Below are 14291 nucleotides of genomic sequence, written 5' to 3' on the forward strand. Positions count from 1 at the left end.
TAAAAATTTGATATATAAGCATTTATTATATAAAAAAACTCATATATAAATATGAAGGTAGGTTTTACAACTCTTGCACTATTTATGGAAGATAACAATAAAATAATAAAAACTGCAAAACAACATGGATTTGAAATAATTGAGATTCTTGGAGAAGATCCTTTTTTTATAAAAGACCATGGAGAATTTAAAGATTGTGGAATAGACATAAGAATCCATGCTGCAACCGTAGACATTAACATTGCAAGTTTAAACAAAGGAATAAGAGCTGAAAGTGTAAAACAAATGATTCAATGTGGTCAATATGCAGAAAACATTAACGCAAACACCATAACAATTCATCCAGGAGTAATTGGACGTAATGAACCACGTCTTAGAAAACATGCTCTTGAACTTGCAGCTGAAAGTGTTGGTAAGATTATAGATAACACCAATGTTGAAGTTTCTGTTGAAAATATGCCAGTTCGAGGAAAATTCCTCGCAAATAAAGTCGAAGAAATCGAAATGATTCAAGAAGCAACAGGATGTAGTTTGACAATTGATACAGGACATGGAAACACATGTGGAAACTTAGAAGAAATGTTAAGCTTAAAAAATATAAGTTACTGCCATTTAAATGACAATGATGGAGTTAAAGACCAACATATCACATTAGGTGAAGGTACACTTGATTTAAACTTACTTAAAAAAGTAGATACTGCAATCATTGAGCTAAATAATTTTGATAATATTTTAAAGAGTAAAAAAGTCATTGATAATCTATAAATTATTATTTTTTATAAGTTATTAGTTATAACTTATAAGTTATAAATTATAAGTTAGAAATTATAAAAAAATAATATTTAAAAATCAATCTCAGTGACTTCGAAAATATCATTAATGATATGGTCTGTTTTATCCATTACTTTAGGAGATACCTCTTCTTCTTGTTCTATAGTTAATACACTAACATCTGCATTTTTAAAAGCTAGTATATCATTAATTCCATCTCCAACCATCATAACTTTATATCCATCATCTTTTAAAATAGAAACAATCTCACATTTCCCTTTTGTTGAAACTGTTCCGAAGGCATTTTCTATTGGGATATCAAGCATATTAGCTAATTTATTAATAGCTCCTTTTCTATCACCTGAAGCAATGAATATTTCAATTCCACGTGATTTTAAAGTTTCAATAGTTTCAAAAACATTAGGGAAAAGTTTACCAGCAGATGTTATAGTATATGCAATAATACCTAAATCCATATCAACAATTAATGCAGATCCATTACACAATTCCATCATAGGAATCTTCTCTTTTAAAATACCAAAACCATCTGTAATATCTGATAATGTAGCTGATGTTTCATTATCAATAATTTCTTTAACTTCAGCTTTAGAAACAGGATTTGTTGAAAAACTAATATCAAAATCAATGTTATACTCTTTAATAACATCAGAAATTAAGGTATTTTGATCCAATTCTAATAATTTATTTGTATTAAACTGAAGCACAACTAATGCCAAGGAATCGGCTACATCAATTAATTCCAATGAATTAACATCAGTAAATAAATTACCATTTGAAACATCTTTAATAACTCTATATCTTTCTATTAATGTCCCAGAGTTATCAAATACAACAGCTTTTTTCATAATTAATTATAGATAAAAAATAATATTTAAAATTATTTAAAAAAAACAAGTTTATAAACATTAAAAAATAAAATAATAATATTATAAATTACGATTATCAGGTGTTTTAATGAATGTTATTGAAAAGTTAAACTCCATTAAAAATGGTGAAATAACAGCTAAAGAAAATGTTGAAAGCTTCATTAAGGTCATTGATGAAACTAACGAAAACATTAATGCATTTATTGAATTAAACTATGAAAATGCATTAAAACAAGCAGAAGCTATTGATGCAAAAATAGCTAACGGAGAAGATGTTGGTGCTTTAGCTGGATTAGTATTCGGTATTAAAGCAAACATCAATGTTGAAGATTTAATCATTTCAGCAGCTTCAAAAACTTTAGAAGACTATATTGGAAGCTACAATGCAACTGTTGTTAATGAAATTTTAGATGAAGATGGAATTATCATCGGAATACTCAATATGGACGAATTTGCAGCAGGAAGTTCAACTGAAACTTCATATTACGGACCTACACAAAACCCTGCAGCTATGGGTAGAATACCTGGAGGTTCATCTGGAGGATGTGCAGCAGCAATTGCAGGTAAAATGTGTGATATTACAATCGGATCAGATACTGGTGGGTCCATTAGAAATCCAGCATCCCATTGTGGTGTAGTTGGATTTAAACCAACTTATGGTGCAGTTTCAAGACAAGGATTACTTGACTTATCCATGAGTTTAGACCAAATTGGACCTCTTGCAAATGATGTAAGTGGTATTGCACTTGCATTAAATACTATTGCAAAATACGATGAAACTGAATGTACTACCTTAAATTGGGATAAACCTGACTTTACAAGTGTATTAGATGATACTAATTTAGAAGGCATGAAAATTGCAGTATGTAAAGAATTCATTGATGTAACAGATGATGAAATTAACAAAACTGTAAATCAAGCTATAAATAAATTAGTTGAAGCTGGTGCTGAACTTGTAGAAGTAAGCTTTGATTATATTGACTTATGTCTACCTACATATTACTTAATTAACTATGTAGAATTCTTCTCTGCAACCAGAAAATACGATGGAAGAAAATATGGTTCTAGAATCGAAGAAGTATGCGGAGACGAAGTACTTAGAAGAATCAAAATAGGTTCACATATTGCAGAAGCTGAATTTAGTGGTAAATACTACAAACAAGCATTAAAAGCAAGATCTGTAATTAGATCTGAAATCACTTCAATGCTTGAAAATGTAGACTTAATTGTAGGACCAACCGTGCCTAAACTTCCTCATAAAATTGGTGATGAATTAGAACCAATGGAAATGTATGCTTACGATATCTTAACTGTAATAGCTAACTTAGCAGGTATCCCAGCAGCAAGCATGCCAGCTGGTGAAGTGGACAATATTCCTGTAGGATTACAATTACAAGCTAAACCATTAGATGATTTAAAAATTATTAAAGCAATGAGTGTTTTCGAAAACACTCAATAAACTCTTTTTTTATAAATTATAAACTACTAAAAACAAATCAATTTATAAACTTATTTTTACACTTGAAATATACCTCTAAAAATTTAATATTTATAAGATACAATAGATTATCAAGAGGTTATTTTATGACAAGAATTGGACTTGTTTATGTTAATGGAGCAGTTCCAGGATTTGAAGATTTTGGAAATTTGCCAACAGATATTGTTAGGGAAAATGGGCTTGTTGATGGATTAAAAGCTAGTAATGAATTAGATGCATTAATTATCCCTGGTGGAACATTAATTGAATCAAATGACATTAACATAGGTTTAAATACTGAAATTAAAAAAATGGCCAAAGATGGAAAACCAATCATTGGAATTTGTGCAGGTTTTCAATTATTATCAAATCAAATAGACATTGGAAGAAAATCACCAGTCCCAATTATTAAAGAAGGTCTTGGAATAATTGACGTTAATTTTTCACCTTTAATCACAAGCGATCGTGTTAAAGCTAAGGTATTTAACAACTCATTTTTAGTAAAAGGTCAAAGTGAAGATATTGATGGTTTCCATACACATACCTACGGTAAAGTAGAAGGAGATGCTAAACCATTATTCTATTCTCAAGTTCAAAGAATGAATTATGGAGATACTAATGAAAATAATGAATATAATATATTTTCAGGTGCAGTTAATGATGATGGTAATGTTATCGGTACAATGATTCATGGAGTATTAGATGAAAATCCAATTCTCGTAAATAACTTATTAACACAAATAGACGCTACAAATATTGATGAAATATACAGTAGAAACATAGAAGTTAAAAAATATTTACAAAGTGAAATTGGAATCAATACTACTATCAAAGTTCCATCATTAAAAACAAAGACTAAAAAGCCTAAATATCTAATGATTGGAAGTAATGGATCTGATTCTGGAAAAACTTTCATCACTACAGGACTTGCAGGGGCTTTAAGAAAAAGAGGATACAAAGTTGCTCTTCTAAAAGTCGGTCCAGATGTACGTGACATCATACCAGGATTATATTTGACAAAAGGAAAAATGGAAGAATTTTCCTCTATAAAAATTGGTCATTTAGGTTGGATGGATATTGAATCTACAATATCAAAACTTAATTCCTCAGACTATGATATTGTCTTAATTGAAGGAGTAATGAGTGTATTTACTGGACTTTTAAATGAAAAAGTACCATTTTCAGCTGCAGAAATTGCAATGTCTTCTAAAATACCAATACTATTAGTATCAGGTGTTAACAAAGGAGGAATAGAATCTGCTGCAGTTGACTTAGTTTCCCATGCAAACATGCTTGAAAAATTTGGAGTGCCAGTAGAAGCAATATTACTTAATAAAATATACAATGAGGATATTTTCAACGAAGTAATACCTTATATTAAAAATAATACAAATGTCAATAAAGTTTTAAAATTACCTAAATTAAAATCAGCAGATATGAGAGGATTTATTCCAGAAATTGAGATTAGATATGAATTATTCACTAGCCATGCAATGGATTTAATTGAAAATAACTTAAATATTGATGAAATAATTAATATGGCTCGTGAAGTTGAATTTAAAAAAATATACACAATAGATGAAATTAAAAATAAAATAGCTTAAAAATTTAATGAAAATGGGAAAATATATTGCATTTGGAATTTATTCCAGCAATAACCCAATTCATTACAAAGATATTAACTTATTCTTCTAGATATTTGTTAATGATATCTTCACCTTTAAGTAAAACTAAACCATTTTCTTCTGCGAATTTACGAGCATCATCAACAGATGTAGCTTGTCCAGTTTCACTATCCATCATTTCACAAACTACACATACAGGAGTAACACCAGCCATTTCACATAATGCAAGACCTATTTCAGTATGTCCTCTTCTATTTTTAACAAGACCATCTGCTCCTCTTAAAAGACATACATGACCTGGTGATCTGAAAGTAGATCCAAATTCATCAAATCTTCCTTCTTTCATCATTTTGGCACATTCACTAATAGTCATTGCCCTATCATGGTCAGTTACACCAGTAAATGAATTCCTATGATTTACCCAAATTGAAAATGAAGACCTTTCATCGTATGGAATATCATTAGGTGCAAGTTTAGCTAAATCTGGGTATTTCTCACTTGCAGCTTTCATGATATCTACCATAAACGGTAAATTAATTTCATCACAAAAATCAGAGTGTAAACAATTACAGATTAATCCACCTGCATTATCTCTCATTGAAGCAACAGATTTAGGAGTTACAAATTCAGAAGCGATAATCATATCAACTTCTCCTTCCCTATCATCATCATCGAAAACTAGTACAAATTCACCATTTCTAATTGCTTCTAAAGCTTTATCTAAGTTTGTTTCTTGATTCATAGTAATATCTCCTTATAATACTAGAACCAGGGCTAAAAATAACTAAATTACTTATTTCTTCTCTTTCATCCGGACTGTAACCGTCGGTTTTGGAATCTCACCAAATCAACACTTATTAGTGCTCATGGACTTATTTAAAAAAATCACCACCGGTGGAGAATTTCACTCCGCCCTGAGAACGTAATTAATAATTATTATCAACTATATATAAAAAAGTTACTATTTAATTTTAAAATTCAAGAGACACTATATCCCCATCATTTAAAGTTAATTCATCTCTTAACTTATCTTTTGAAATGAATTCCAAATAATTTTCTTCATGAGTAGTTTTAGCTGGAAATACAATAGCTCCATCAATATTATCGTTTAATTTTGCCTTAATATATTTTACAGCCCCAAATCCTTCATCTGGCTTGATTAAATTTTGACAATTATTTTTTATTTTATTTATTTCATCTAAATAATCATCACTAACAACAACATTCAATGTCCCAGGGAAAGGAACAAACCCTAAATTTTTCTTAAATTCATTTGTATAAAATTCCTGTGATAAGAAATATGCTGCTTTTCCTAAACCAGTTGTAACTTCACCATCAATTTTCATGAATTAACCTCTAATTAAATAACAGATAATCTTAAAATATTATTCAAATTTTAATCATATTATTGATTTAAATAATATCTATTCATATGAATTCAATATATATAATTAACTTAATAAATATTTTTAAAGTAATTTATTTAACAATTAAAAAATAAAGTATTACTTAATTAAGTTTTACAGGGTAATATAAATGGAAATAAAAACTATCTCAACAGATGTATTAATTATCGGATCTGGTGGAGCAGGTTCAAGAGCAGCTATTGAAGTTGATAATGCCGGATTAAAAGCAACAATTGTATCAAAAGGCCTTTCATTTAGATCAGGTTGTACTGGAATGGCAGAAGGTGGATACAATGCAGTATTTAAAACAGTTGATAAAGATGATTCAAAAGAAGCTCATATTCATGATACACTTAAAGGTGGAAGTTATCTTAATGATGAAAAGCTTGTAGAAGTTCTTGTCAATGAATCACCACAAAGATTAGTGGATTTAGAAAATTATGGTGCTTTATTTGACCGTCAAGAATCTGGTGAAATAGATCAAAGACCTTTTGGCGGACAAACATACAAAAGAACTTGTTATCAAGGAGATAGAACTGGTGCTGAATTGTTAAATGCTCTTAAAGAAGAAATAATTAAAAGAGATATTGAATGCATCGAAGAAGTAATGATTACATCTCTTGTAACTGATAAAAACCAAGTCATTGGTGCAACTGGTCTTGATTTAAAAGATTCCAGTTTAATTTACTTCAAAGCAAAATCTACAATCCTTGCAAGTGGAGGTGCTGGACAACTATACCCTGTAACATCAAACACCTTACAAAAAAATGGAGATGGTTATGCAATAGCCTACAAAGCTGGAGCTAATTTAATTGATATGGAACAAGTCCAATTCCATCCAACTGGAATGGTTGCACCTGAATCTAAAAAAGGAGTGTTAGTAACAGAAGCTGTAAGAGCTGAAGGTGGAAAGTTACTAAATAAAGATGGTGAAAGATTCATGAGTAAATATGCACCTGAAAAAATGGAATTAGCTACTCGTGATGTTGTTGCTCGTTCTATTTACCAAGAAATTATAGAAGGCAGAGGAAGCGAAAATGGTGGAGTATACCTTGACATTTCCCATTTAGATGATGATTATATCGAAGAAAAATTAGAAACAATGGTTTTACAATTTAATAATGTAGGTATAGACATTAAACATGAACCAATCGAAGTAGCACCTACTGCACACCATTTCATGGGTGGTTTAAAAATAAATACTGATGCTTCTACATCACTAGATAATTTATATGGTGCTGGTGAAGTTTGTGGAGGAGTTCATGGAGCAAATCGTTTAGGTGGAAATGCATTAGCTGATACCCAAGTATTTGGAAAAATTGCTGGTGAAAGTGCAAGTAAAGCATGCATGAACACAAAACTTAAAACAAATGATAAACAAGTCAAAGAGGAAGCTTCTAGAATTGAAAGTTTAATTAAAAAAGGTAGTATTAAACCTGCAAAGTTCAAAGAAAACATTAAAAACTTAATGTGGGAAAAAGTAGCTATTGTAAGAGATGAAAAAACATTAAACGAAGGTTTAAAAAGTCTTCAAGATATGCAAAAAGAATTAGATAACTTAGATGTTAGCGATAAAAAGCAATATAACACTGAATTAGTAACTGCACTTGAAGTAATAAATATGCTTGAAATTTGTATTTTAGTAGTAAAATCAGCAATATTACGTAGAGAAAGCAGAGGAGCACACTTTAGATCTGATTTTCCTGAAAGTAAAGATGAATGGAAAAAGAGTATAATATTTAATAAAAATAAAATAAAATTTGAAGCTAGATAGCTTCTTTTAATTCTTTTATTGCTTGTCTAGCTTTTTGATAAATTTCATTTTCATCTAAAACAGTTAATTTTTTATTTTCCATTAATATTTTACCATCACAAATAGTAGTATCAACATTTGAACCATTTGCTGAATAAATAATATTTGAACTTAAAGAAGAACTATCTGGAACCATATTAGCTGAATTAGTATCAATTAAAATAATATCTGCTTTTTTACCAACTTCAATAGAACCTATTTCAGATTCAAGACCTAAAGTCTCTGCACCTTTAATAGTTCCCATAGCTAATGCTTCATCTGAAGTTAAAACTTTAGGATCTAAAGTAGAAACTTTTTGAAGTAATGAAGTTGTTTTTAATTCTTCTATTAAATCTAAATTATTATTAGAAGAAGCACCATCAGTTCCAATTGAAACACAAATATCATTTTCAATTAATTTAGAAACAGGAGCAATTCCTGAAGCTAATTTCATATTACTACATGGATTATGTGAAATTTTTACATTATTCTTTTTAATAATTTCAATTTCATTATCACTTAACCATACACTATGTGCTGCAACAACATCAGGACCTAAAAATCCAATTTTATCTAAATATTCAAAAGGTCTTAATCCTTTTTGGGCTGAAACATCTTCAATTTCTTTTTGAGTCTCAGAAACATGTATATGAATACCCATATTATATTTATTAGCTAACTCACGTACTTGAATTAATAACTCTTCTGAAGCAGTATAAGGAGAATGTGGTCCTAAAAAGACTTTAATTCTTCCATTAGACATTCCATCACAAGCATTGAATAAAGCTAAATTTTCATTAATTTCATTTTTTCTTTTCTCTTCATCACCGAAATCAATCATACCATAGGATAAAATAGCTCTTATTCCTGCTATATCAACAGCACGAGCAACATCTTCCATATAAAAATACATATCAGAAAATGTTGTTGTTCCTGATTTTATAAGTTCAATAGCTCCTAAAAGAGCACCAATATAACAATAATCTCCATTAAGATTAGCTTCCATTGGCCATATATGATCATTTAACCAACTATCTAAACTTAAATCATCAGCTAATCCTCTAAATAAAGTCATAGATAAATGAGTATGAGTATTAATTAATCCTGGGAGTAAAATTTTACCAGTTGCATCTATAATTTTATCAACATTGCTTTCATCAATTTCTGGGGAAATTTCAGTAATTAAATTATCTTTGATTAAAATTGATTGTTTATCTTCAAAATTTGTATTTGGACTTAAAATTAATGCATTTTTAATTAAAATAGTATTATAACTCATAATAACACCTAAAAAATAAAAAAAAGAAAGCTATAAACTATTTATAAGTTTTTAATAGCTAATTTAATATCTTCTGCTTTTACAGTTTTACGTTTAGCGATTTTAGCTACAACATTTGCTTCTTTAGCTACATTACGAGCAACTTCTTCTAAATATGCTGCTAATTCAGCTTTTGCATCTTCACTAACTCTTTCAGCACCAGATTCTTTGATAATCCTTGCAACAGGAGCTTTTGGTATTTCAGACATATTTTTCACCTCACAATAGTTTATTAAAACTTATGATTATAAATATAAAATCACGAGTTAAATAACAATATAATATAACTTAATATTTAAATATTTGGTACAAATAAAGGTATTATACTAAAATAAGGAATAAACATTTAAATAAATAAGAAAATAATAATAAAAAAATACTTTTTTATAAAATAACTTATAATTATATATATAACGAAAAAAAATTTGAGAAGATATAATGAAAATTAAAATTGCTATTCCTTCAAAAGGAAGAATAAGTGAACCTTCTATAAACATATTAGAAAAAGCAGGTTTAGGATTAATCGATAAAAATAATAGAAAATTAATTTCTAAAACATTTAATGAAAATATAGAAGTTATGTTTGCAAGAGCATCCGATATTCCTGAATTTGTCAATGATGGGGTTGCAGATATAGGAATAACTGGTGTTGATTTAATTAAAGAAAATGAAGCAGATGTTAGTGAATTACTTGATTTGAGATTTGGTCAAACAAAATTAGTTCTAGCTGCTCCAGAAGAATCAGGTATAAACTCTGTTAGTGATATTAAAGAAGGTATGAAAGTAGCTACTGAATTTCCAGTATTAACTAAAAAATACTTAAAAGAAAAAGGATTAAATTTAAAAATTGTTAAATTAAGCGGATCAACTGAAGCTGCACCATTTATTGGAATAGCAGATTTAATTACTGATTTGACAAGTACTGGAACAACTTTAAAAATGAATCATCTACAAATAATTGATTGCATTTTAGATAGTACAATTAAACTTATTGCAAATAAATATAGTTTAGCAAATAAAAAAGAATTAATTGAATCTGTTAGCACAAGTATCAAAGGGGTTCTTGATGCTGATCGTAAAAAATTAATTATGATGAATGTGAAAAATGAAGATTTAGACGATGTTAAAAAAGTAATGCCTTCAATGGGAGGTTTAACAATATCTGAAGTACTATCAAATGAAAAAACTGTTGCTGTACAAGCAGTTATTGATGAAAAAGAAGTATTTGAACTTGTAAATTGCTTAAGAAATGCTGGTGCAAAAGATATTCTTGTAGTGCCAATCGAAAGAATAATATGAAAATTGGAATAATATACTCCACTTCAAAAGAATCTACAAAAAAATCTTGTAAAATATTATCAAGTAAAATTAATAGTAATGTACAATTAATACCTATTGAAAAAGCAAAAACAGCATGTATTTTAAAATATAACTTTATAATATTTGTTGCTTCCGCATATAATGGTAAATTTCAAAATAGTTTAAAAAGATATATCATTAGAAATATCAAAACTATAAAAGAAAAGCCTATTGCACTAGCTATTAATTGCGAAAAAAATATTAATACAGAAAAAATATTTAATAAAATATTTACAGAAGAATTAGTAATTTTATCACGTATTAACTCAAATTTTGGATATGAATTAAATAAAAATGAAGAAAATATTTTTGAAAAGATAAAAACAAGAAATAAACTTAAAAATAATGAAAACATTCCAAGTTTAAATATTAATGAAATCAATAAATTTAGCGATTATATAAATAATTTAATTGAAAACAGGGTTGATTAAAATTTTTAAATTAAAAAACATAATTTCAGTGAAAGATTTTGAAAGAGAAGATATTGAATACATTCTAAATGAAGCATCAAAATTAGAAAATGTTGCTAAATCTAGAGAAATATCTGAAGAACTTAAAGGAAAAATTCTTGGGTTAATGTTTTTTGAACCTTCAACAAGAACTAAAATGTCATTTGAGACATCTATGAAACGTTTAAGTGGAGAATGCATTGGATTTGAAAATAGTGGATCTAGCTCAGTATCTAAAGGTGAAAGTATTGCTGATACTGCAAAAATGTTTGAAGGATATTGTGATGCATTAGTTATAAGACACGAACTTGAAGGAGTGTCAAAATTTATATCTGATATCGTTGATGTACCTGTAATTAATGCAGGTGATGGTGCTGGCCAACATCCTACACAAACATTATTAGATTTATACACAATTAAAAATGAGATTGGTGAAATTGATAATTTAAAAATTGCATTAATTGGTGATTTGAAATTTGGTCGTACTGTTCATTCATTAACACATGCTTTAGGATTATTTAAGAATATTAAAATATATTTAGTATCACCAGATGAGCTTAAAATGCCTCAAGAGATTCTTCATGATTTAAACAAAACTAATGTAGAATATGAAGAAGTAAGTTCAATTGAAGAAATAATTGATGATATAAACGTTTTATATGTAACTAGAATTCAAAAAGAACGTTTTGCAGATATCAATGATTATTTAAAAATAAAAGGTGCTTATACTATTAATAAAAAATTAGTTGAAGGTAAAGATTTAATTATTATGCATCCTTTACCAAGAATTGATGAAATAGACATTGATGTTGATAATACAAAATATAATAAATATTTCACACAAGCAACTAATGCTGTTCCTATAAGAATGGCAATTTTAAAAACATTAATAAAAAACAACCCTAAATAGAAAATAGGGTTGTTTCAAGTAATGTTTCATCACATTGAAGCTTAATAATATTAGTTCTTCCTTTTCCACGACCACGTGAAATTGTATTAGTAGAAATAATTCCTAACATTTCAAGTTCATTAATAAAATCAAATATTCTTCTATAAGTAACTGCATCTTTTTTATATAACTCTGTATAAGCTTCATATAATTTACCTGATGTAATCTCTTCTTTTTGTTTTGTTAAATTTAAAATAGATTCTAGAACTCTTTGTTGTTGAAGTGGTAAAGTGGATATTATTTCAATGACTTTATTGTGTTCTATTCTATCTTTTGCCCTTCTGACATGATCATTTGTAACTTTTTTTGAATCTTCATCAAAAGCTAATTCACCAGCATTTTTAAGTAAATCAAGAGCATACCTTGCATCACCTTCTTCTTTTGCTGCCATTGCAGAACATAATGGAATAACATCTTTTTCTAATACATCATCATTAAAAGATAATTCTGCTCTTTCATTTAAAATATCTGATAATTGATCTGCTCCATATGGAGGAAATACTATTTCTTTATCATTTAAACTACTATTAACTCTAGATTTAATCAAATTTTTAAAATCTAAATAATTACTAATGCATAATACTGAAACATTGTCTGTTCTTGTAAGAGTATATAAAATTCCATCTCCATCTTTATCAAGTAAAATATCAATTTCATCTAAAATAACAATTAAATGTAATTTTTTACCGAAAGCATTAGTAGAATTAAAAATATCTCTAAATGTATTTACAACTTCACCTTTTGTCCAACCACGATTTGGAACATCACGTCCAAGTTTATTACATAATTCTGCAATTACTTGATATTCAGTTGTATAATCAGTACATCTAATATAAATAACCTTAACAAAAATTTTCTTTTTATGAGCAATATCAAGTAATTGCTCACGTGCAAATTTTGATGCTGCTGTTTTACCAGTTCCTGTTTTACCATATAAAGTAACATTAGATGGAGTTACATTACTTAAAACATCAACCCAATATTTAGCAATTTGCCTTATTTGTTCTTCTCTGTGAATTAATTTATTAGGTAACCATCTATGATCCAAAGGACTTTTATCTTTAAATATAGAATGTCCTTGTGTCTCATCATTTTCCAAATCTTCAAAAATATTTGACATAATATCCACCACTAAAAAATTTATAAAAAAATAGAGTATAATTTCCAGTGATAATATATAAAACATATCATAAATAAACATTTTTATTACAATTTTATAAAAATGTATTAAAATTAATAAAAATTTAAAAAAATAAATGAAATAAAATGAGTTAAATCCAATAAAACAGAGTAAAAAGTAACATAATAGTATAATATTAATTAAAATCAATTAAAATCAAAAAATATTTAATTTAACAAAATTAAAATTTAAATATGAAATAGTACTATTTCAAATATAAGATAACAATTTCAAGTGTAAAATTATAAGATAAAAAACCTGTAACAATGCTTTTTTAACTGGATAAACATCACTTTTAAAAAAATTATCATGATTTTTAATTAAGAGAGGGACATATGTTTCAAGTGTAAAATAATTTAGCAAAAAACCAAAATCAAGACATAAATTTCAAGTGTAAAAAAATTAGAATATTTGAAATTATTCTTAAATTTTAAAATAAAGAAAAATCAAGATTTAAAATTTGAAAATAAACATTTAAAAAATAGAGATAAAGTTCAAATGTTTACACTTGAAATATACCTCTTCAGTCTTAATATACCCTCGAAAATGTTATACTTGAAATGCACCTCTCTCTCTTTAAATTTGCATTTCATTTTTAGTAGATGAAAAAGAAAAATCACTAAATTTTTTGTCAATTAACCAAATACAATGTAATTTTGACTTAAAAACTCTTTTTAATGTTCTAATAAATGCATCCTTTGTTAATCCATCTTCAAATATCTGATCAGTAATAATAAATTGTTGTAATATATCATCATTAACTTGAAGTTCATAATCAACTAAAAAATTATTAAGACCAAAATTTAAATCTAAAAGGAAATCTCTTTTAGTTTTTGAATCTGCTTGAATCATTAAATTAGTATGTTCAGGTGAAACTTGAGTTGCACATCCAATAATAATACAATCTTTTTGTTTTGGTTTTACAATATCCATGACATTTTCTTTAGGAAATTCAACAATGAAATGATAATCCGCATTTTCATCAAATTTTATCTCTAATAACATATCTTCATCAAGTAGCCATTTTTCAATTGTTTTTTCATCAATCATAATATCATCTTTAAAATATAATAATAAA

General features: G+C 27.5%; 14 protein-coding genes and 1 riboswitch. Of the genes, 7 read left to right on the forward strand and 7 right to left on the reverse strand.

Translation table 11 applies throughout. The annotated features are described in order from the left end of the window. Positions 1 to 51 precede the first annotated feature (51 nt). Positions 52 to 765 (forward strand): sugar phosphate isomerase/epimerase family protein, encoded by a 714-nt coding sequence (locus ACI389_RS04270; RefSeq protein ID WP_439780303.1) that lies wholly within the window; start codon positions 52 to 54, stop codon positions 763 to 765. 77 nt (positions 766 to 842) lie between these two features. Here ACI389_RS04270 and ACI389_RS04275 read toward each other — a convergent pair whose 3' ends face one another. After that, entirely contained in the window at positions 843 to 1637 is a 795-nt protein-coding gene (locus tag ACI389_RS04275) for an HAD family hydrolase (protein WP_439780304.1), read from the reverse strand. Between the two features lie 109 nt (positions 1638 to 1746). Between ACI389_RS04275 and gatA the strand changes: the two genes are divergently transcribed. Then, the gene (gatA, locus tag ACI389_RS04280) at positions 1747 to 3117 is read left to right on the forward strand and encodes an Asp-tRNA(Asn)/Glu-tRNA(Gln) amidotransferase subunit GatA (RefSeq protein WP_439780305.1); all 1371 of its coding nucleotides are present in this window, start codon (positions 1747 to 1749) and stop codon (positions 3115 to 3117) included. A 125-nt stretch (positions 3118 to 3242) separates the two neighbouring features. Further along, complete coding sequence (locus ACI389_RS04285; RefSeq protein ID WP_439780306.1) at positions 3243 to 4739, forward strand: nucleotide-binding protein; 1497 nt, start codon at positions 3243 to 3245, stop codon at positions 4737 to 4739. A gap of 79 nt (positions 4740 to 4818) precedes the next feature. Here the strand turns inward: ACI389_RS04285 and ribB are convergent, their stop codons facing one another. Continuing rightward, positions 4819 to 5502, reverse strand: coding sequence for a 3,4-dihydroxy-2-butanone-4-phosphate synthase (gene ribB, locus ACI389_RS04290; RefSeq protein ID WP_439780307.1), 684 nt, complete (start codon positions 5500 to 5502; stop codon positions 4819 to 4821). Between the two features lie 53 nt (positions 5503 to 5555). Then, a riboswitch (FMN riboswitch) is annotated at positions 5556 to 5686 on the reverse strand. Positions 5687 to 5731: 45 nt separating this feature from the next. Then, positions 5732 to 6106 carry a DUF120 domain-containing protein gene (locus tag ACI389_RS04295; RefSeq protein ID WP_439780308.1) on the reverse strand — a complete coding sequence of 125 codons (375 nt, stop codon included), beginning with the start codon at positions 6104 to 6106 and terminating at the stop codon, positions 5732 to 5734. A 190-nt stretch (positions 6107 to 6296) separates the two neighbouring features. Here ACI389_RS04295 and tfrA point away from each other — a divergent pair, with 190 nt between their 5' ends. Beyond that, positions 6297 to 7940 (forward strand): fumarate reductase (CoM/CoB) subunit TfrA, encoded by a 1644-nt coding sequence (gene tfrA / locus ACI389_RS04300; RefSeq protein WP_439780309.1) that lies wholly within the window; start codon positions 6297 to 6299, stop codon positions 7938 to 7940. Here the strand turns inward: tfrA and ACI389_RS04305 are convergent. Both ACI389_RS04305 and ACI389_RS04310 read right to left on the reverse strand, forming a co-directional pair. After that, positions 7933 to 9237, reverse strand: coding sequence for an amidohydrolase family protein (locus ACI389_RS04305; protein ID WP_439780310.1), 1305 nt, complete (start codon positions 9235 to 9237; stop codon positions 7933 to 7935). The two genes, tfrA and ACI389_RS04305, sit on opposite strands and share 8 nt — an antisense overlap. 41 nt (positions 9238 to 9278) lie before the next feature. After that, complete coding sequence (locus ACI389_RS04310; protein ID WP_439780311.1) at positions 9279 to 9485, reverse strand: histone family protein; 207 nt, start codon at positions 9483 to 9485, stop codon at positions 9279 to 9281. Between the two features lie 229 nt (positions 9486 to 9714). On the opposite strand from ACI389_RS04310, the gene hisG reads away from it, so the two are divergent. The 3 genes from hisG to pyrB are packed head-to-tail and all read left to right on the forward strand — an operon-like array spanning position 9715 to position 11994. Continuing rightward, a complete protein-coding gene (gene hisG / locus ACI389_RS04315) occupies positions 9715 to 10575 on the forward strand; it encodes an ATP phosphoribosyltransferase (protein WP_439780312.1) in 861 nt (286 codons plus the stop codon). After that, on the forward strand, positions 10572 to 11066 hold the full coding sequence (locus tag ACI389_RS04320) for a flavodoxin domain-containing protein (protein ID WP_439780313.1): 495 nt from the start codon (positions 10572 to 10574) through the stop codon (positions 11064 to 11066). Before hisG ends, ACI389_RS04320 begins: the two co-directional genes overlap by 4 nt. Next, positions 11059 to 11994: an aspartate carbamoyltransferase gene (pyrB, locus tag ACI389_RS04325; RefSeq protein WP_439780314.1), complete on the forward strand. Its 936-nt coding sequence runs from the start codon at positions 11059 to 11061 to the stop codon at positions 11992 to 11994. Before ACI389_RS04320 ends, pyrB begins: the two co-directional genes overlap by 8 nt. On the opposite strand, the gene ACI389_RS04330 is transcribed toward pyrB, so the two are convergent. Beyond that, the gene (locus ACI389_RS04330; RefSeq protein WP_439780315.1) at positions 11987 to 13153 is read right to left on the reverse strand and encodes a Cdc6/Cdc18 family protein; all 1167 of its coding nucleotides are present in this window, start codon (positions 13151 to 13153) and stop codon (positions 11987 to 11989) included. The genes pyrB and ACI389_RS04330 overlap by 8 nt on opposite strands. Positions 13154 to 13789: 636 nt before the next feature. After that, entirely contained in the window at positions 13790 to 14263 is a 474-nt protein-coding gene (locus ACI389_RS04335; protein ID WP_439780316.1) for a DUF2299 domain-containing protein, read from the reverse strand. Positions 14264 to 14291 lie beyond the last annotated feature (28 nt).

It is taken from the genome of Methanobrevibacter sp., from assembly GCF_051877095.1.
Lineage (GTDB): Archaea > Methanobacteriota > Methanobacteria > Methanobacteriales > Methanobacteriaceae > Methanocatella.

What these genes read in the sequence shown, in the direction of transcription:
- ACI389_RS04310 (WP_439780311.1), bottom strand. Translation starts at nt 9,485, where the DNA reads ATGTCTGAAATACCAAAAGCTCCTGTTGCAAGGATTATCAAAGAATCT.
- ACI389_RS04285 (WP_439780306.1), top strand. Translation starts at nt 3,243, where the DNA reads ATGACAAGAATTGGACTTGTTTATGTTAATGGAGCAGTTCCAGGATTT.
- ACI389_RS04330 (WP_439780315.1), bottom strand. Translation starts at nt 13,153, where the DNA reads ATGTCAAATATTTTTGAAGATTTGGAAAATGATGAGACACAAGGACAT.
- gatA (WP_439780305.1), top strand. Translation starts at nt 1,747, where the DNA reads ATGAATGTTATTGAAAAGTTAAACTCCATTAAAAATGGTGAAATAACA.
- ACI389_RS04295 (WP_439780308.1), bottom strand. Translation starts at nt 6,106, where the DNA reads ATGAAAATTGATGGTGAAGTTACAACTGGTTTAGGAAAAGCAGCATAT.
- ribB (WP_439780307.1), bottom strand. Translation starts at nt 5,502, where the DNA reads ATGAATCAAGAAACAAACTTAGATAAAGCTTTAGAAGCAATTAGAAAT.
- ACI389_RS04335 (WP_439780316.1), bottom strand. Translation starts at nt 14,263, where the DNA reads ATGATTGATGAAAAAACAATTGAAAAATGGCTACTTGATGAAGATATG.
- ACI389_RS04270 (WP_439780303.1), top strand. Translation starts at nt 52, where the DNA reads ATGAAGGTAGGTTTTACAACTCTTGCACTATTTATGGAAGATAACAAT.
- hisG (WP_439780312.1), top strand. Translation starts at nt 9,715, where the DNA reads ATGAAAATTAAAATTGCTATTCCTTCAAAAGGAAGAATAAGTGAACCT.
- tfrA (WP_439780309.1), top strand. Translation starts at nt 6,297, where the DNA reads ATGGAAATAAAAACTATCTCAACAGATGTATTAATTATCGGATCTGGT.
- ACI389_RS04275 (WP_439780304.1), bottom strand. Translation starts at nt 1,637, where the DNA reads ATGAAAAAAGCTGTTGTATTTGATAACTCTGGGACATTAATAGAAAGA.
- ACI389_RS04320 (WP_439780313.1), top strand. Translation starts at nt 10,572, where the DNA reads ATGAAAATTGGAATAATATACTCCACTTCAAAAGAATCTACAAAAAAA.
- ACI389_RS04305 (WP_439780310.1), bottom strand. Translation starts at nt 9,237, where the DNA reads ATGAGTTATAATACTATTTTAATTAAAAATGCATTAATTTTAAGTCCA.